This is a genomic window from Bacillus sp. GW823-FHT06A10, from assembly GCF_058795375.1.
Genome location: NZ_JBXAHT010000001.1, coordinates 2,200,639 through 2,219,367 on the forward strand (window position 1 = coordinate 2,200,639; position 18,729 = coordinate 2,219,367).

Annotated in this window: 17 protein-coding genes; 6 read left to right on the forward strand and 11 right to left on the reverse strand. The window is 33.9% G+C overall.

The genetic code is table 11. The features are described from left to right. Positions 1 to 16: 16 nt before the first annotated feature. Genes AC1Q8M_RS11215 through AC1Q8M_RS11225 form a run of 3 tightly spaced genes read right to left on the reverse strand, consistent with a single transcriptional unit; the run spans position 17 to position 1,538 of the window. Positions 17 to 598 (reverse strand): kinase, encoded by a 582-nt coding sequence (locus AC1Q8M_RS11215; protein ID WP_000106123.1) that lies wholly within the window; start codon positions 596 to 598, stop codon positions 17 to 19. After that, positions 598 to 1,140 (reverse strand): GNAT family N-acetyltransferase, encoded by a 543-nt coding sequence (locus tag AC1Q8M_RS11220; protein WP_098284495.1) that lies wholly within the window; start codon positions 1,138 to 1,140, stop codon positions 598 to 600. Before AC1Q8M_RS11220 ends, AC1Q8M_RS11215 begins: the two co-directional genes overlap by 1 nt. Positions 1,141 to 1,154: 14 nt before the next feature. After that, positions 1,155 to 1,538 carry a VOC family protein gene (locus tag AC1Q8M_RS11225; protein WP_000364497.1) on the reverse strand — a complete coding sequence of 128 codons (384 nt, stop codon included), beginning with the start codon at positions 1,536 to 1,538 and terminating at the stop codon, positions 1,155 to 1,157. Positions 1,539 to 1,819: 281 nt separating this feature from the next. Here AC1Q8M_RS11225 and AC1Q8M_RS11230 point away from each other — a divergent pair, with 281 nt between their 5' ends. Then, the gene (locus tag AC1Q8M_RS11230; RefSeq protein WP_000433609.1) at positions 1,820 to 2,065 is read left to right on the forward strand and encodes a hypothetical protein; all 246 of its coding nucleotides are present in this window, start codon (positions 1,820 to 1,822) and stop codon (positions 2,063 to 2,065) included. A 145-nt stretch (positions 2,066 to 2,210) separates the two neighbouring features. Further along, the gene (locus tag AC1Q8M_RS11235; RefSeq protein ID WP_097914123.1) at positions 2,211 to 2,507 is read left to right on the forward strand and encodes a hypothetical protein; all 297 of its coding nucleotides are present in this window, start codon (positions 2,211 to 2,213) and stop codon (positions 2,505 to 2,507) included. Between the two features lie 113 nt (positions 2,508 to 2,620). On the opposite strand, the gene AC1Q8M_RS11240 is transcribed toward AC1Q8M_RS11235, so the two are convergent. Continuing rightward, positions 2,621 to 3,157 carry a DUF2812 domain-containing protein gene (locus AC1Q8M_RS11240; protein ID WP_075719993.1) on the reverse strand — a complete coding sequence of 179 codons (537 nt, stop codon included), beginning with the start codon at positions 3,155 to 3,157 and terminating at the stop codon, positions 2,621 to 2,623. A 7-nt stretch (positions 3,158 to 3,164) separates the two neighbouring features. After that, positions 3,165 to 3,482 carry a PadR family transcriptional regulator gene (locus tag AC1Q8M_RS11245; protein WP_000991893.1) on the reverse strand — a complete coding sequence of 106 codons (318 nt, stop codon included), beginning with the start codon at positions 3,480 to 3,482 and terminating at the stop codon, positions 3,165 to 3,167. Positions 3,483 to 3,688: 206 nt separating this feature from the next. On the opposite strand from AC1Q8M_RS11245, the gene AC1Q8M_RS11250 reads away from it, so the two are divergent. The 3 genes from AC1Q8M_RS11250 to AC1Q8M_RS11260 are packed head-to-tail and all read left to right on the forward strand — an operon-like array spanning position 3,689 to position 6,865. After that, complete coding sequence (locus AC1Q8M_RS11250) at positions 3,689 to 4,618, forward strand: AAA family ATPase (RefSeq protein WP_098256230.1); 930 nt, start codon at positions 3,689 to 3,691, stop codon at positions 4,616 to 4,618. Continuing rightward, the gene (locus AC1Q8M_RS11255) at positions 4,615 to 5,778 is read left to right on the forward strand and encodes a DUF58 domain-containing protein (RefSeq protein ID WP_098366162.1); all 1,164 of its coding nucleotides are present in this window, start codon (positions 4,615 to 4,617) and stop codon (positions 5,776 to 5,778) included. The genes AC1Q8M_RS11250 and AC1Q8M_RS11255 overlap by 4 nt, the downstream gene beginning before the upstream one ends. Then, positions 5,753 to 6,865: a DUF4018 domain-containing protein gene (locus tag AC1Q8M_RS11260; protein ID WP_023522311.1), complete on the forward strand. Its 1,113-nt coding sequence runs from the start codon at positions 5,753 to 5,755 to the stop codon at positions 6,863 to 6,865. The genes AC1Q8M_RS11255 and AC1Q8M_RS11260 overlap by 26 nt, the downstream gene beginning before the upstream one ends. A 56-nt stretch (positions 6,866 to 6,921) precedes the next feature. Here AC1Q8M_RS11260 and AC1Q8M_RS11265 read toward each other — a convergent pair whose 3' ends face one another. Together AC1Q8M_RS11265 and AC1Q8M_RS11270 are read right to left on the reverse strand one after the other, a co-directional pair. Next, a complete protein-coding gene (locus tag AC1Q8M_RS11265) occupies positions 6,922 to 8,379 on the reverse strand; it encodes an MFS transporter (protein ID WP_098855445.1) in 1,458 nt (485 codons plus the stop codon). 238 nt (positions 8,380 to 8,617) lie between these two features. Next, positions 8,618 to 9,835, reverse strand: a complete 1,218-nt coding sequence (locus AC1Q8M_RS11270; RefSeq protein ID WP_001286460.1) for an aspartate aminotransferase family protein — start codon at positions 9,833 to 9,835, stop codon at positions 8,618 to 8,620. A 301-nt stretch (positions 9,836 to 10,136) separates the two neighbouring features. Here AC1Q8M_RS11270 and AC1Q8M_RS11275 point away from each other — a divergent pair, with 301 nt between their 5' ends. Beyond that, positions 10,137 to 11,516 carry a catalase gene (locus AC1Q8M_RS11275; RefSeq protein WP_016512645.1) on the forward strand — a complete coding sequence of 460 codons (1,380 nt, stop codon included), beginning with the start codon at positions 10,137 to 10,139 and terminating at the stop codon, positions 11,514 to 11,516. 218 nt (positions 11,517 to 11,734) lie between these two features. On the opposite strand, the gene colA is transcribed toward AC1Q8M_RS11275, so the two are convergent. From colA to AC1Q8M_RS11295, 4 genes are all read right to left on the reverse strand, one after another. Further along, positions 11,735 to 14,371 (reverse strand): collagenase ColA, encoded by a 2,637-nt coding sequence (colA, locus tag AC1Q8M_RS11280; RefSeq protein WP_071714180.1) that lies wholly within the window; start codon positions 14,369 to 14,371, stop codon positions 11,735 to 11,737. A gap of 504 nt (positions 14,372 to 14,875) precedes the next feature. Continuing rightward, the gene (locus AC1Q8M_RS11285; RefSeq protein ID WP_000719367.1) at positions 14,876 to 15,388 is read right to left on the reverse strand and encodes a hypothetical protein; all 513 of its coding nucleotides are present in this window, start codon (positions 15,386 to 15,388) and stop codon (positions 14,876 to 14,878) included. A 112-nt stretch (positions 15,389 to 15,500) separates the two neighbouring features. Then, positions 15,501 to 17,255: an adenine deaminase C-terminal domain-containing protein gene (locus tag AC1Q8M_RS11290; RefSeq protein WP_025117852.1), complete on the reverse strand. Its 1,755-nt coding sequence runs from the start codon at positions 17,253 to 17,255 to the stop codon at positions 15,501 to 15,503. Between the two features lie 286 nt (positions 17,256 to 17,541). Then, entirely contained in the window at positions 17,542 to 18,708 is a 1,167-nt protein-coding gene (locus tag AC1Q8M_RS11295; RefSeq protein WP_000710680.1) for a serine hydrolase domain-containing protein, read from the reverse strand. Between the last annotated feature and the right edge of the window lie 21 nt (positions 18,709 to 18,729).

Consider the following 18,729-nt stretch of genomic DNA (forward strand, 5'->3'; position numbering starts at 1 on the left):
ACCTTCTATGTTCAAATCATTTAATGACTAAATCCGCCCTATCCCTCGGCGATTCCATTTCTAAGTAATAATCCTCTGCTTTCCAATACCTATTTTCAAACTTTGAAAGGTTTTTCTGTGTCTCCTCACTCTCACGTAGAAACCTTGTCTCTCTTGGACAGTCCAAATAGACCATATAATGAAAGAAATCTCTCCATTCTTTTCGCTGCAGAAAAACTCCTTCAATAACAATTACGCCTACAATAGGAATCTGTACTTTTTTCATTTCACATGAGTCTGTTTCCTCTTGATAAAAAGGCAAAGTTAATTTTGTCTCATGTTGTAACTTCTGAAAAAACTTCTGCCTCAAGTATGTAATATCCCACTGTAAACAATAATACTCATACCATTCTTCATGGTTTGTATAATAGCGTCGATTACGCTCCACTATATGATCATCAATATGGAAAATATGAAACGGAATGCCTTCTTGTTTCATATTTTCTTTTAAATTTGCTACGAATGTTGTTTTTCCTGAACGACTTAAACCATCTATACCTAAAATGAATCTATTTTCCCTATGATTCTTCATAATCGTTATAAGTTCGTTTGTACTCATTACTTCTTCCGCTCTTCTTTTAATAAAGAATATAAAATGGTATCATGAGCAACTCCATTTTGAATCATATGTTTTCGAAGTAATCCTTCTTCTTGAAATCCTGCTTTTATTAACAACTTTTGAGAAGCTTTATTTTCTACATATACAACCGCTGCGATTCTTATCAGTTGCAGCATTTCAAATCCGTAAGCTAAAATCGCTTGTAATGCTTCCGATGCATATCCTTGTCCCCAATACGTATCATCTAATTCATAACCAATTTCAGCTCGTTTATGATTATTATTAATTAAATGAAATCCGCACGTTCCGATTAATTGGCCCGTCCCTTTTTTCTCGATTCCCCAGCGAAATACACTGCCCTCTTCATAACGATTTTTAAACGTTTGAATCGTTGTTTTCGCTTGCTCAATATTTTCAAAAGAATCCATTCCGAAATAACGTATAACTGATTCTTTCGAAAAATATTGGAACAGCGTTTCTGCATCTAATAGTGTAAGTTCTCTTAGTCGTAAACGTTCTGTTTCTAGTTTCGGAAATCCCATCTCTCTTTCTCCCTCTATTCTAATGAACTGCAAATTTCAATATAATTTCCATCTGGATCAGCAATGTAGGCAATTGTTTGTCCCCACGGTTTTACAATCGGTTCAACTAAAATCTTGATTCCTTGTTCTCTAAATTGCTCAATCGTTTCTTGTACATTCTCAACAACGAATCCTAATTCGAAATGAGAAGACTTTAATTCACCTTCTGTAAGCGGTAGTCCTGTTAATTCTTTCACATCTTGCCGCGTATTCATCGCTAAAATGGTAGTTCCAGTATTAAATTCAATATATGTACCGTGCTCTGCTTTTATAGGTAACTGTAAAATATCTTTATAGAATTTTAAACATTCCTCAAACTTTTCTACATATAAAATGATGTACTTCATTTTCAAATCCATTTTACATCCCCCTTTATATCTACCCCTAAAATTTCGACAAAAGTCTCACAAAAACCTTGTTCCTTGTAGTAATGAGCAAAAAAAATGAGGCCGATTTCTCGGCCCCCCAGCTTATTGGCATAAAACAGGAGATTTGGTTTGGACATAACCAGTTCGTACTTTTATTATATTTTATTTTTTCTGAATTTTAAATACATTAAACACCTATTTATATTGAGAAAGTTTTTTGCTTGCATAAAATTAAATATTTTAAGAAATGATACAAATGGAGGTGTATACATATGGAACCAATGCTATGTCCAAGCTGTAAAACGAACCGTACTCGCTTTAATATTCTTGAACAACAAGTAAAACCAGTCAAATTAAATCCACAAACTGGTCAAGTAGAAGAAGAATACACAAATGAAACGATGAATGCTTTTCATATGGCCTATCAAGGACCTACATACCGTGTCCAGTGTGCTGTATGCGGACTTGTTGAAAACCCAGAACAATTTATTAAACCTGCGCAAAATCAGTCTTTCTAATAAAAACATTATTATCCCTTGTAGAAATAGATTTTTCTATAAGGGATTTTTCCATTTAATAAGTTAATTAAAGATGTATTTCTTCCTTATTATATATTAAAACCCATACCCTTTTGGTAATATTTACATAAGGGAGGTAAAACAAATGATTTTAAATAAAAAGATAATGCTTCCATCAACATTTATACTAGTAACTTGCCACATAGTCATCTTTTACTTTTGGATCTTCGATTTTGAAAAAATAACGACTCCTTACGGTCTAACAATATGGATTGTTTCTACTATTTGTGGTCTTTTACTTTATTACCATTTTAAAAATCAAAAATCTAATAAAGTGATATTTATTGCTAATTCTTTATTATTAATTATTTCTTCTTCATTTATGATTTTTTTAGGTATTGTTACTAGTATCATCTTTGTAACTGTTAGTTCTATGAATTAAATATATATTTTTATTATATAAAAAATAGTTAACAAAATAGAATTACATAAAAATTAAAGAAGAAGATAATGATGTCATTGTCATCATTATCTTCTTCTAGAGTCTAATCTTTATTATAATATTTCACTTTTCAATTTCTTGATTTTCCAAAAAATTCTCATGAAGAAATAAGCATACATACAACCTACAAGCCCTGTCATAACTTTCGCCCAAATTGGCACTCTTGATTCTGTTGAACTTAAAAATACGCTATACATTGAGGGTAATATAGTTATTGAAATTAATGCGAAAAATTGTAATAATTCCTTCATTTTTTGCACCTTCGTGTCCTTCTCTGAATATATGTCAGGTAACTCAATTCCCTTCTCTACTTCCTTACAAAAATAATTCCATCTTGTAAAACTTGTGACACGTTTCCAACCAGACATTTCATATATTTCAAAGTACTCCTGTTGTTTTTCTTTTGAATCCCAATAAACCAATCTAAAATCCGCTTTATATATTACATCTTTCGGTTCTGTTTTCTTAAACGTATACAACAAATTATACCTTTGTAACGCCCAACCTTTTTGATGCATTTTCCGTAAAAAAGCTTCTTCTTTTTCTAAACTCCATGCCATGAAAAATTTAAATACCTTCTTTGTCTCCATCTCTCATTCACTCCCCTAATATACTATTCCCATTCCTTACAGATCTCTGTAACCTGTTATACTCGAGCTCTAACACTTCTCTCCCAAACGTTGTTAACTCATAGCACTTCTTTCTATCTGTAGAGGCAACTTCAACAATTAATTTTTCTTTAAGTAATTTCGTCGTATTCCCGTATAACGTACCAGGACCGAGTTTTACTTCTCCATTTGTCATCTCTTCTACCATTTGCATAATTCCATAACCATGCATTGGCTTTACAAGTGACAATAATATGTAGTATGTCGCCTCAGTTAACGGAATATATTTTTGCGCCTTCGCATTCATTATAACTACCTCCGATACATCTCCTTATGATATATCGACTCACGATACATCGTATACCGATATTGCATAATCATATTCCAAAATATGCAAGCTTAATTTAATAATTAAATATCTATTTCTTTGAATTAAAAAATGATACCAATTTTCTGAATAATTTGTTAAAATATAGAAATATTAGCTCTTTTATACTGAAAGGAATGGTACATATGATAAATAAATTGAAAGAAAACATAGGATCTGTGTTTGTTGGTAAAGAAAATGTTATTGATCTACTGCTTGTTTCACTGCTTGCTGATGGACATGTACTACTCGAAGACGTGCCTGGTACTGGGAAAACGTTACTGGCGAAAACCATTTCAAAAAGTATTGGCGGTAGTTTTTCTCGTGTTCAATTTACCCCTGATGTACTTCCAAGTGATGTAACAGGTATTGAATACTTTAACCCAAAAACAAGTGAATTTGAGTTAAGAATTGGACCCGTTATGACAAACATTTTGCTAGCAGATGAAATTAACCGTGCAATGCCGAGAACACAATCTAGTTTGTTAGAAGCGATGGAAGAGCGACAAGTGACGCTTGAAAAACAGTCTACTCCTCTCCCAAAACCGTTCTTTGTTATTGCAACGCAAAACCCAATTGAATCACAAGGGACTTTCCCTCTTCCAGATGCACAGCTTGATCGCTTTTTAATGACGATTTCAATCGGTTATCCAACTCCTGAAGATGAGTTACAAATGATGCGACGTTTTCGTAACGATATACCGCTAGAACGTGTCACACCTGTTATCTCTTTAGAAGATATATTAGAATCACAGAAACGAATAAAAGAAATTTTCATATCAGAACCGTTAGAACATTACATAATTAAACTTGCACAAGCTACTCGAAATCACGATTACATCGCTAACGGTGTAAGCCCACGTGCCACACTTTCTTTAGTGCGCGCAGTTCAAGCATTAGCCTTCTTACGCAGGAGAGAATATTGCACCCCTGAAGATATACAATTTTTAACTCCTTCTGTTTGGAATCACCGTATTGTCTTATCAATGGAAGGTGCCCTGCGCACGACTAAAAATGATATAATGCAAAGTATTTTAAAAGAAGTTGACGTACCTGTGGAGATTGAGCAAGCATGAATGGACAGCGTGTTGTAACTGTACCTTTATTTTTTCAACTCCATATTATTCAACTAACTGTGCCAGGCGCTATACTATTTACGTTTTTTATGCCGCAACGAATTATAATGTTTCTCTTTTTCTCCTATTATTTATTTGCGATTTTCATTTATAAATATGTCGCTTACATAGAGAAAAAATTTGAAGTTATAAACGAGAGACAAACAACTCGGCTTTTCCCTGATGAATCTGGAAAGTTTTTTATTCATTTGAAAAACGGTGCACATATCCCTCTCGTTAATAGTGTTTGTTATTTTCATTTAGATGCGTCTCTTATACAGCATAAAGATCAAGGAATTGAACGAATATCAAAAACGTTATTCTCTTTTCCATTTTCACAACCTGCACATTCGGCGCAAAAATGGGATTTAACATTAACCGCAACGAAACGTGGTGTGTTTCAAATTGAACAGTTCGAATGTGTTTTAAAAGATCCTTTTCATTTATTAAATGTACACTTACCTGTTTTCGATAAGTTAAAAACTGAAATTATTGTGTATCCTTCTCCTAAAGAAGTAGCAGGTTTGCAAGAACTTCAGCAACTTCTAACTGGTTCTTATCGAACTAATTTTTCTTTTTACAATGATGAAACATCTATTATCGGTGTAAAGCGATATGAGCGTGAGTCTTTCCGCTCTATTCATTGGAAGGCATCTGCTAAAATGCAAGAATTACAAGCGAAGCAATTTGAACCTGTAAAAAATTATAGTTGGACGATTTGTCTTTCTTTAGCTGCCGATCGTGGATTTGGTTGGAAAGATAATGTTGAAGATTTAATTTCATTCACAACATACATTTGCCAATATGCAACGAAGCATCACATACCGTTTGAATTATTTATTAGTGTATTAGCAGAAGGTGGTGCATTACATTTATCGTTACATGAAGGGCAAACACAATATGCAAAAGCTTTAGAAGAATTAGCACGTATTTCAGATGATAGTACGTTACTTCCGAAACAAGGATTCCTTCATTATGTAACGAGAAAGAGAGAACGTTCGTCTACAATGATATACATTGGTTTACAGAAAAATGAACTCCCTCTTCTCTCGCAGCCAACGTTCCTCATTAATAGCGAAGGGATGGTGGAATTGGTTGAAAACTTGGCTCTATCACGTTAATGACTTTATTTTGCTTCTCCTCCTTTCATTATTAACAGAAAGGGATGACCTTGTTGCTATTGCCATATTTTTAGCAACAGGCTATATAGGCGTATTTCTTATTCATAAATTTATGAATAAAAAAACAACCGGATTTGTCATACTATTCATTACTCAAATAATTGGTTGTTCTTTCCTTCTCCCATTCTCTCTATTCGGCACAATTATGTTACCGCTTTTCTTCTTTATCGTACATGTAGTCGGACCAGGATATCCAGTTCAAAAATCGTTAGGCGGTATTGTTTGGTTTAGTATTTCAGCCATATTTTATGCGCCCTTTCCACCTTTGTGGAAGCTGTTACTATTAGTTATACACATTATGATTACATTTTGGTTAACTGGGGCAAATCGGAATCAACAGTTATTACGTTTCATTTCTATCATTACGATTGGTGTAATGAGTATAGTACTTGTTTTAGTTTTTCCTTTTATTCGTCTTATTTTTAGCTTTATCACAGAAGTAGTCGCGTTAGGAGTCGGTTATGTTATAAATCCATTTCTCATAGCAGCTGAATTGAAAGATACTGAAGGGGTTTGGGCAAGTAAAGGGCATCTCTTAAAACCTAAAATTGAAGACAATGGGGAAAAACTTCCTGATTTTGACCCCACACTCATAAATAGCATTACCATAATAGCATGTACAGCTATCGCTATTTACGTCGTTTGGAAAATAGTAAAAAAACGAAAACAATTCAGTTTACCAAATATGCCCGCCTTCGAATCTACTATTATTACTAATAAAGAAGGAACAAACCAAAATCGTTTTAAACGAAATAAACCGCCGCATAACGAAATTCGGAAGGAAATTTTCAAGCTAGAGAGTAAGTTAACCCCTCCTTTAAATAGAAAACGGGGAGAAACTGTTGAAGCTTGGCTAGAAAGAATAAATGATGAAGAAGATGTAAATATTCAAAGTGATATTATTATAGATGCTTATAATACGGTGCGTTATTCAAATGGTAAAAGCATTGTACTTCTGCATGAATTTAAGGAAGAGATTCATAAGCTTTATGCCTATCAGAAAAGTTTGAAGAAACGAAAGAAATAACGTAACAAAAAGACTCCTATATTCATAGGAGTCTTTTTATACTTCTACGTTGCTTTTTAAATGGAAGCATTCTTCCCTGCTTCAATTTCTAATGACTCTTCATGCCACCAAAGTGTTTCTTCAGGGTCTTCTTTAGCGATTAGGTGTGCTTCTTTTTTCGTTTCTACTGTAGGATATGAACCTTTTAGCGCACGCCCTGAAGTCGTAACAAATAATACACTAAATACAACTAATCCAATAATACTTACACCCGTCAAATAAAATGCTGGCGCAAGCGGGTTACCAGTTGCATGAACTAAGTATGAACATACAAGCGGTGTTGTTCCACCGAATATCGATACAGAAATATTAAATGAGATCGAAAGTGCTCGATAACGTACATCAGTGAAAAAGAGTGATGGTAATAATGAAGGTAATGTTCCTTCATATACACTTAAGAAGAAACCTAGTACGAAAATACCTGCAAATATAGCTGCAATATGTCCGTTACCTATTAGTAAAAATGCTGGAATTGCAAATACAGTTAAACCAAGTAAACCAATTTGCACGACGCGTTTATTACCAATTTTATCACTTAATTTACCAAAATATAGTGCTAGTGGAATCATAAGTACCATCGTAATAGAAATAATTAATAAGCCCGTTGTTTCTTTGACTTTAAGTACTTGAGTTAGATAAGAAGGAATATACGAAAGAATCATATAATTCGTAATATTAAAGAAGGCGACAATTACTGTGCTTAATAAGAAGTCTTTTTTGTGATATTTAATAATATCCATAAATGAAAATTGTTCATTGTCTTCAGATTCCTCTTGTGCTTTTTCCATCTCTTCAAAGATTGGAGATTCATCTAGATGACGGCGTAAGTATAAACCGACCAAACCAATTGGTGCAGCTACTAAGAACGGAATACGCCATCCCCAGCTGAGCATTTGCTCATCTGTTAACAATAACGTCAAAATGGTAACAATTACCGATGCAGCAATGTAACCTGAGAGTGTTCCAATTTCAAGACCACTACCGAGTATACCACGCTTTTTATCTGGAGAAGATTCTGCGATATAAACCATTGCTCCTGAATATTCGCCGCCTGTAGAGAAGCCTTGAATCATTCGGGCAACTAAAAGTAGTATTGGTGCCCATACACCAATTTGTTCATAGGTTGGTAGTAATGCGATGAATAATGTAGAAAGTGCCATTAAAATAATAGTAGTACTTAACACGATTTTTCGGCCGTACTTATCTCCTATTCTACCAAAGAATACACCTCCGATTGGTCGAACGAGAAAGGCTGCTGCAAATGTACCGAATGTAAGTACAAGTTGCAATCCACTATTATCAACACCTGAGAAGAATAATTGACTTAAGATAACCGCTAAATACGCGTATAATCCGAAGTCAAACCACTCCATTGCGTTCCCTATACCAGTAGCAATTACTGCTTTCCTGGCTTGTTTAGGATTGACAATATTAACGTCTTGAGGTTCAAAATTTAAATCATTATTTTGTTGCATATAATAAAACAGCTCCTTATTTAATTTAACTTCTTTAAGCACACCTTCTCTTATTGAATAAAATTAATTCGAAGCACTTAAGGAAAATTAACGTCTCCTTATCTGTTATTATTGTTTCACATAATTAATTATTTGTCCAATGAGATGCTCTCTATGTTAAGTAATTTACTATTTTAAAAAGCTGAAGAAGCCGCTAAAATAGCGGCTTCTTCAGCTTTTTATATTTTTTTATATTTTTTTAAATACTTGCTGTAGCAGCTATGTTATGAACACAGGAAATAAACTCATAAGTGAATGCGTCAATTTCCTCTTTCGTAATAATATACGGCGGAAGTAATCGAATAATATTCCCTTGTGTTACATCGACTAACATCCCTTTATTCATTAACTCAATCTGTAATTTCTTTACATTTTCATTCGTGTCATTCACACTTATCCCAAACATCATCCCCGCATGACGTACTTCCTGAATATAATAAGCATTTTCTTTCTGAATATCTTGCAGTTTGTCATTCAAATATAGTGACGTTTCATAAGCTTCTTGCATTAACCCATCATCAAGTAATGTATTTAATACAGTTAAACCTAAAGCTGTTCCCATTGATGAATGAGCAAATGTTGTCCCGTGATCTCCTGGTGAAAATACATCACATAACCTTTCACCTACAATAATTCCTCCTAGCGGTATCCCGCCTCCTGCTCCTTTACCAATTTGAATAATATCTGGTGTAATATTAAAATTTTGATAAGCAAATAATTTTCCCGTTCGCCCCATACCACTTTGAACTTCATCAACGACAAGAAGTACATTATATTTTTCACATAAATTTTGAACACCATGTAAATATTCACTTGATAAAGGATAAATCCCCCCGCTACCTAAAACAGGCTCTAGCATAATCGCAATTGGATTTTCTTTAATAATGGTTTCTTCTAATTGGTCTATATTCTCGCGCTCTACTTCATATACAGGAATAGATGTTTTAGGGAAATTTTGATATACCTTTTCTTGTCTCGTAAAATGCAGTGCCCCTAACGTCCTCCCGTGAAAACTATCTTTTAACACAACTACTCCATCACGCTCTTCATTCGCAATAAATCTATATTTATCAATTAATTTTAATGTTGTTTCTGTCGCTTCCGTACCAGAGTTTGTAAAAAAGACTTTTCCGCTTTTTAAAGTACAATCTACTAATTTCTTTGCATACTCAATTGCAACTGGGTTTAAAAAATGAAACGGTAAATGCAACGATTTCGCAACTTGCTCCATTGTCATTTGTACAATTTTAGGATGATTGTATCCTAATACATTTACTCCTACGCCAGAAAATAAATCTAAATACTCTTTACCATCTACATCATACAGTTTACACCCTTCTCCTCTTTCCATTGCAACCTCTGTACGACAATATGTAGACATCATATATTCTTTATCTAATTGAAACCAATCCGACATGTTAAATTCCTCCTAGTTATTTTTCCTTTTTTAACGTTCATTCTCTATATAATCGTTTATAAATTAAGTTTTAAGATTGAAATTTTAATAGTGGTTTTCTTCCACATTTTTAGTAAAACGCGTGCTTTCTCTTCCCGATATTCATTTTTCCATAATTTCTTCTATTTCAACAGGTCCACTACATATGTGTTTTTTTCATCTAGCGGTATGTTACTGCTTTGAACTGTGCGTGTCATACATAATTAAGGCTATAGAATCATATTTAGTAACATTGGACAAAAAAGATTTGGAGGCTATATCGATGGATGAAAACTATGATAAACAGGGGCAATCTATACTAGGGAAAGACTTTAATGAAAATGACGAACGTAATGAACAAGCTAAACTTCACTCTCAAACAGTTGGTTCACGTGGACCCGTACTAGAGCAAGATAGTGTACTGCATGAGTCATTACAAGAATTTATTCATGAAAAAATTTTAGAAAGACCTGTTCATGTAAAAGGATTTGGTGCGTTCGGTTATTTTCAAACGATATATTCGATGTCTGAACATACTAAATTAAGTTTTTTACAAAATTCTAATGAGAAAGTTCCTGTTATGGTGCGATTTTCGTTAGCTGTTAGTACGAAAGGAACACCGGATACTGCTAGAAATGTACGCGGTTTTTCTACAAAATTTTATACAAAAGAAGGCATTTTTGACCTTTTATGTAATCACATTCCTGTTTTTTCTGTTCGTGACCCAATGCGTTTCCCTGAAACGATTCAAGCATTATTGCCTTCACCTAAAAATAACTTAATAGATCCTAATAGATTTTGGAGTTTTGTCGCTAAAGCACCTGAATCTATTCATTTTGTTGTCCGTTTATACTCTAATAATGGTACGGCCAAAAGTCTTCGCCACATTCCAGGACATAGTGTTAATACATATGTATGGAGAAATGCGGAAGGTAATCGAAAGTATGTAAAGTATCATTGGTACCCATTTGAAGGTGTACAGTACATTACTAGTAAAGAAGCAATTAAACTAGCTGCTGAAAACCCTGATTATAGCGGGAAAGATTTATATGATGCTATTGAAAATGGTAAACCAGTGGAGTATGGTTTATACGTCCAGCTCATGGATCCGAAAGATGAAGCTTACCTATCTTATGATCCTTTAGATGACACAAAAGTATGGGATGAACAGACGTATCCTCTCATACCAGTCGGGAAAATGGTATTAAATAAAAATCCTGAAAATTTTATGGAACAAGTAGAGAAAGTCGCATTCTCCCCTTCTAATTTACTGGATGGTGCAGAACTATCAGATGATAAAATGTTGCAAGGGCGCGCTAACATTTACAGTGATTCACAAAGAAGAAGAATTGGTCCCGAATTTCGCAAATTAACGATTAACCAACAGCAAGATTGGACACCCGCTAATCAAATTACAAGCGGTGACGGAAGGTACGTTGAAGGTAAACTTGAAAGAACTTCTATAACAAAACAGAATGACTTTACGCAGGCTGGTGAATTTTATACGAAGTTAAAACCGATAGAAAAAGAACATCTCGCTGAGAACTTAGCTAGTGATTTGAAAGTTATATCCGATGATATTAGGGAGATCGTTTTGGGGTATTTCAATCAAGTATCAACTGATTTGAAAACAAGCATTGAGACAAAAATGAAAGAGCATTAAGAAGATTAAAGTATTCTTTACGAATGAGAATTCAAATCTATATTAATTATTTTCTTGTCAAAATCCAATGAGATTATTTAATTTAAAAATATAAAGCCAATATATCCCTGTTCTATAATTAGAACAGGGATATATTGATATAGTTTAATTTTTAACATTACATACTTTATTTTGCTAAAAAATGCAATAAGTTTCCTTTCAAAATAAATTATAGTAAACTATTTTACTTGTACCGTATAATTCCCTGTTTCACCACCATACTTATATACACTTAAGTAATATTTCCCTGGCTTTGCATTATAATTTCCAAGCAATTTGTTTCCATCACGTTTTGTTGCATAAGCTACATAATTATTTAGATCTGATTCAGAATATAATACCCAGTTCAGTCCAAGATTTTGTTCGTTCGTAACAGAAATTTGTAAATCTTTTTGATCCTTTACATCAATAACAAATTTATCCCCCTGATCTTGATCGCTCAAGGTTCCTCTTAACAAAATATTCAAAGATAGTGGGTTTGCTGTTTCAAATGAATTATTTGGTTCTTTTTCTACAGCCGTACCTTCTTCCGTATTCACTCCGCTAAACACAACATCATATTCATATTGCCCAGCATTATTTACACGGTAATTTACAAAATAAGCAGTCAATGTTTTATATCCAGTCCACTCTTTTCCTGAAAGACGTTTCAACATATCATTTGTTGCTTCATTCATCACTTTCCAGTCCTCAACTTCTCCTTTAGCCGCACTTCCTGTATATGTTCCCTGTAGTGTAAATGTATTAAAGAATTGTGATTTATTCTTTGTTACTTTCACATCTTTTAATTTCGCTTCATTCGTAATATCTGAAGTAATGTCCGAAAGCGATTTTGGATCATGCTGAGTTAAATACTCATCTGATACTTGTGGAATTGTATACTTATCGCGATTATCAATAAGCATTTGCATATAAGATTGATATTCTTCATTTAACTTATTATCTTTGCTTAATGTAGCACGGTATGCATCGTAACTTGAAACATCATTTGCGCGAATCAAATCATGCACTTTATCGAACATTTCAGGGCGCTTATTATACATATATGATTGCAGCGCAAACGAATAATTATAAAAATCCCACGTTCCATATTTCGCATTTAATGTTTGTGATGCTGTATAACGTTTTGCAGGATCATTAGATAACCCACCAATTATACTTTTTCGCGGTACTACACTATCTAATCGCGTTGCACCTGCAAAGAACTCTGCGTTTCCTTCTTCAAACCATGTTAAACGTTCATTTTGATACATTTCTCCTTGTCCCCATAATCCCTGAACTTCGTACCTTCCCTGTAAGTAGTGCGTAAATTCATGGCGGAATAATTCTTCCAAACTATAAATACTTTGCTCTGGTGTACGTTCATATGTAAAGAAAGTCCCTGTCCCTTCAATATAAATCCCACCATTATTCGTTTCATATCCGTACAGTTGACGATTAAATTGATACTCATCTGGGCTATTATAAATAACCATCGTTAACACATCATCAGCATGTCCACTTTCAAGTGGTTTATCGCTACCAACTGTACGATAAAATTGAGAACGCACTTCTTTTGCCGCCCAGTATAGACGTTTAATTTTCTCTTCGCTAACTTTATCCCCAGCTTTAAAGACAATTGCTCCATCATCAAACGTATACGTTTTCGGTAAATATTTCTTTTTACCCTCTTCTCGAATTTGATCTAAATTTACAGTTTTTCCGTTCGCATCTATTCCTCCATAATTTGTAGTAATTTGTTCTGCCGCAACAAAGTATTGCTCTCCTAAATATGGATAAATTCGCATTGCATCTGTAACAACTTGTTGTCCTTTTGTCGGCGTGCTATGAAGCTTGCCCAATCGTCCAGCATAGTAAATTCCATTATTAATTAACCATCCGTTTTTATTTGTTACTGTACCAAGTAGTGCAAAACGATTTACTTCATTAATAAAGTTATCAATATTTCGAAACCACATCGTATCTTTTGGCTCTTTTCCAGTCGTGTACATATCCGTCTGAATATCAAAGTCAATTCCCTTCATCAACTCATATATAGCGTCTCCTTTTGTTCGGTCTTCAATGAAAGTTGCAAGATTATCATTATATTGTTTAAAAATTTCACCTGCATATAAAACCGTTTCAACATCTGCTGATGCATTTCCAATTAATTTTCCATATGATGCAATTACTTTATTTTGTTCTGATGTACCAAGTTTGAAATTTGGATTTTTTGCAATTGTTTTTAAAGCTGGTAAACATTTATCATGGTAGCTACGCTCATTTAGTTTGCTTAATTCATCATGGTAAAAACCTAAATAAAATGCTGCACGTAGAGCTTCTACTAATGTTTCAATCCCTTTTGAATCATCTTTCGTATAAGCTTGTCCTTGTTCTGCTAGTTTATTAATAATTGCTTGCATTCGACTATCATCTTGATAGAATTTAAGACTATCACTATTAAACTGAAATAAATCTGGAATTTGATACCATTTAATTGTCACAAGAAGATCAGTTAATTGTTTATTATTTAATTGATTTAACTCAGCCATTGAATACTTTTTTTCTTCAGCTAACGGTTTAATATTATCGTTTGGTGCTAGTGGACGCTGCGATAAATCCGCTAATTTTAACCGTTTTGTAAAAGATGCATTTTCTTGTACTTTTGAAGGGTGCGCCAATTCATCAACAGATTTCTGTATTCCTACCGGCTCCATTTGTAATACGTTCTTCACATTTTTCTCTTTTGTCTCTGCTTGAATTTGCAAACCATTACATGTTATTGTCACTAGTCCAACACCAAGAATCCACTTAGAAATTTTCGAATATTTAACCATACCATTGCCCCCTAATAATTTAAAAGAAAATTCAGAATTTTTAAACCGAAAACCTACTTATTTGTATGTATTTACAGTTCCGCTATAAATACAACTATGATTAATAATGCAATAGTAGCTTGTTTTATACTATTACGAGTACAGATTCCTTACATACAATCTCCCTTCCTTACATTTAATACAAGCAAAAACTGTGCCAATCATATTTCTTATGCATGGCCAATATTCTTTTATAAATACTGTAGAATAAAATATACATAGGTGGTTCGGCAATGTATAAATCATTTGACACAAAATCTAATGTTTATGAAGAACAAATTCATTGAATGTTATAAGTTCATTAGCCAGTACATAATTTCCAACTAAAAACATCCCCAATTTTTAAATCTCTCAAAAAAAGGTAAACAAACATATTCCATAAAGCTAATATGTTCGTTTACCTTTTTCTATTTCAAATCAACAGCAAAATATCATTGAATAAAAACAGCATGAATACGTATTTTGTTATTCATTTCTCTTTTTCATATAATCTTTTTCACATTGCAAAGGCTTGAATTTCACTTTTTTCCCTTTCTTCTTTTTCGTTTTTATAACGAGCCATTCCCCTTTTTCAACGTCTAGTTTTAGGCGTTTCATTACATTGATATTATCTTTTTCTTTATAAAGTAAAAATGCTTCTTGCGCCCTCACAAATAAGCTGGGCTGTTCGCTAAATCCACCACTATCATAAATTTTAGTTAGCGAATTATAATAAGAATCATTTTCCTTTCCACCATACATCAAATGGGCAGCCTCCAGATCTCTTTTACTTACTTCCCAAAAACTATGTTCATCAATATTTAAATTAAATGTGGATTTAATGTCCTGTATTATATTCTTCACATACTTTTCATCTCGAACTTTTCTTTCTTCGAGACAATCCGAAGATAACCTTGGTGCATCTGATTGGGAATGTACAACGTGTTGTATCGATACACACAGAATAAATATGCTTAAAATGTAAAATATTTTTTTCATATTTACATATCACCTCAAATGATTTAGATACTATATCATTTGAGGCTTACAATATTCTTATACTAATAATGTAAAAGGCCCTATAATTTAGACTATTATAGGGCCTTTCCTTTTAATATTGCTTTATTAAATTTACCGGTGAGTCCAGTACCTTACTATTTTTCACATCATATAGTCCTATAGGTGTTATCCGTATAAAAGGCAAGTGCGTCGCAGAAAAGAACAAAATGGTAAATGCCGGATCGTCATACGCGTAACCACGCTCTTGTAGTAATTTCACCATCTGTTTCTCTTCCTGTATTAATTCATTCATTTTCAAATTAGACATAATCCCAAGCAATGGTAATGCGATTTCGTGTAATACTTCATTCTTTTCAGCTATTACCATTCCCCCGCCAAGCTCTTTTACTCTATGAAAAGCTGTAAGCATCTCTTCTTTATTCTTCCCAATAAGAATGATGTCGCCGGTACCAGAATAAGAGCTAGCAAGCCCACCAAGTTCTTTTGCAAAACCTTTCACAACTGTATTCACTCGCCACGCACCGTCACGAGCAATCATCATTAGAAAACACTCATCATGATCTAGTGAAAGTTCATCACGGTTTAAATCAATTTCAGTCGTGTATGTTTTTGTTATAACATTATTCAATAATTGTATACCCATTTTATGCGGGAAAATCATATCTTCTTTTTCTATGGACCAGTCTAATAATAATGGAGTTACTTTGAATTTACTCCAGTCTATTTGTACTGATTCATTTTTATTTACTCCGTCGCGCTTCACCCATTTCCCCTTTGCAATTACACTTATTGGAACCGGGTTTTCTTTACTTTCTAAAATATTTATATTAGCAATTCTACCTGTCGCAATTGAACCATGTAGATGCTCCATATTATAATAACGGGCGATATTATAGCTTGCCATATGATAAGCATCTATAACTGGCACTCCTTGTTTTATCGCGGTAGATATCATTACGTTTGTCATTCCATTTTCATAAAATGAAGGATGTGAGCCGTCTGTAGTAAGAATGAATCTATCAAACTGTTTTACTCCTAGTTCCAACAATTCTTTCAATAACACTTCTAAATCTGGGCGGATTGAAGAATTTCTTAAGGAAACCGTGTAACCTTGCATAAGACGAGCGAAAGCTTCCTGCCCTGTCATCGCCTCATGATCACAATCTGTACCTAACAGTTTTAACTTTGCTAAAGTCGTTTCAGATGCACCTGGAAAATGTCCTTCTACTTTTTTATGTAATCGTTTCGTTTCCTGCACCCAATGTAACATTTCATCATCGCCATGTAATAACTTTGGCCACGCTGTTAGCTCACCGCCTTGAAGAACTGCTTTATGCTTTAGCCACTCTATTATTTCTTCACGATTAAATAAAGATTCCCCGTTTTGCAATTCAGTCTGTCCATCAAAACGACACCACCAATACATACTTGCTGAAATCTTTTCAAATTCATCTAATAAACGAAATGCTTCTTCACGTTGTAATGTGAAAAATAAAGTTAAATTATCATTAATAAAAGTCGCCGTCCCAAACTGCATCGCATAATTTGCTAACGTTTCAGGATTATATAATTGATATGGATGTGCATGTGGTTCTATGTAGCCAGGAACTACATACTTTTCATCACAATCAATGACTTCGCATTCTTGTAGTTGCGCTGGTAGTTTTTCTCCTACATAAATAATGCGATCATCATAGATCCAAATATTTGCTTGTACCCACTCGCGCATATAGGAATTTAAATATGTTGCATTCTTCAATAAAATGTGCGGACTTCTTTTACCATCTATTACTTCAACATGTTCTCTTAATTGCTTGTTACTCCATCTAAACTGATTTTCTCCCAATGAATTTCACTCCACATCAATTTACTTTTATTTATTAAAATAAAAACAATTAACTAACTAAAGTATTCTCCATTCATAACTCCCCTGTATAACCCCTCTACCCTTCATTATATGGAACAATTGCAAAAATAACAATTTTCAAAATTCAAAACATACTTCTTTGATTCTCAATAAAAAAGGATGTCGTGTAACTGACATCCTTTTTTATTGTTGAATTACTCTTGATGTTCTACTATGAATGTTAATACTGTCCTTTAAAGCAGGATTCCATTCACATTCTTTCCATCTATTTCTGAAATTCAACTTGCATCATTTTATCAAACTGTGTAAGAATATCAACCGGACCTAAAGAATTAACATTGACAGCAAATGTATGCTTGCCTCCCATTACTCCGCCTGCAAAAGTCATAAACCCAGGAATTGATCCTCCGTGACCCCATACTGAGACACCATTTGGAAGTTTAGTCTCATAGATTCCAAGACCATATCCATCACCAACCCCTTTTCCTTCTACAGGAACTGTAGTAAGCATTTCTTTTAGCTCGCGTTCCTTCAATAACTTACCACCGAGTAAAGATGAAAAGAACTTATTTAAATCGTCTGCATCTGAAATCATATCTCCCGCTGAATTAGCTAAACTCGGATTATAATACGTCATGTCTTTCAATTCACTTGTTTCGTCAATTTTCATATACCCTCGAGCATGATTCTTACCTGGAATAACGGGTGAATTCCCTGGTAAAAACGTATTTGATAGATCCAAAGGTTCAATAATGCGCTTTTCGATTTCTTCTGCGTAACTATTACCCGTTATTTTTTCAATAAGCATTCCTAGTATTACGTATCCTGTGTTTGAATACGACCAACCTTTACCTGGCGAAAAATCTGGGGGTAGAGCAAGTCCTATCTTTACTATTTCTTCTGCTGTATACGTTTTTTTCGAATTCATAATATCAGCGTCTTTTGACTTTAAATAATTAGCTATACCACTCGTATGATTCAAAAGTTGACGTATCGTAATTTGATTGCCATCATAACCATTTCCTTGAATGAGGCCGGGCAGCCACTTTTCAATCGAATCGTCAAGCTGCACACGATTTTCTCCTACTAATTGAAGAACAGTCGTAGCAGTAAAAGTCTTCGTCACACTTCCAATCCGAAAACGATAATCCGATTTCATTGGTTTCTTACTATTTAAATCCGCCAAACCAGCATTATAACTACTAATTTTACCGTTATTATACGTCTTAGCTAATACCCCTGGCGCTCCAATTTGGATTGTTTCCTGCATGACTTGTTTCCAACCATTCCGATTCTTTTGGTCATGTGCTTCTGATGAATTAGAAATATTTTGAATAGACTCTGCTTTCACAGTAAAACCGGGTGTGAATAAAGTAGTACCCGCTAATAAAACTGCCAAACTCGCTAACTTAATGGAATAACATTTTTTCATAAGGCTTTCTCTCCTCTATTC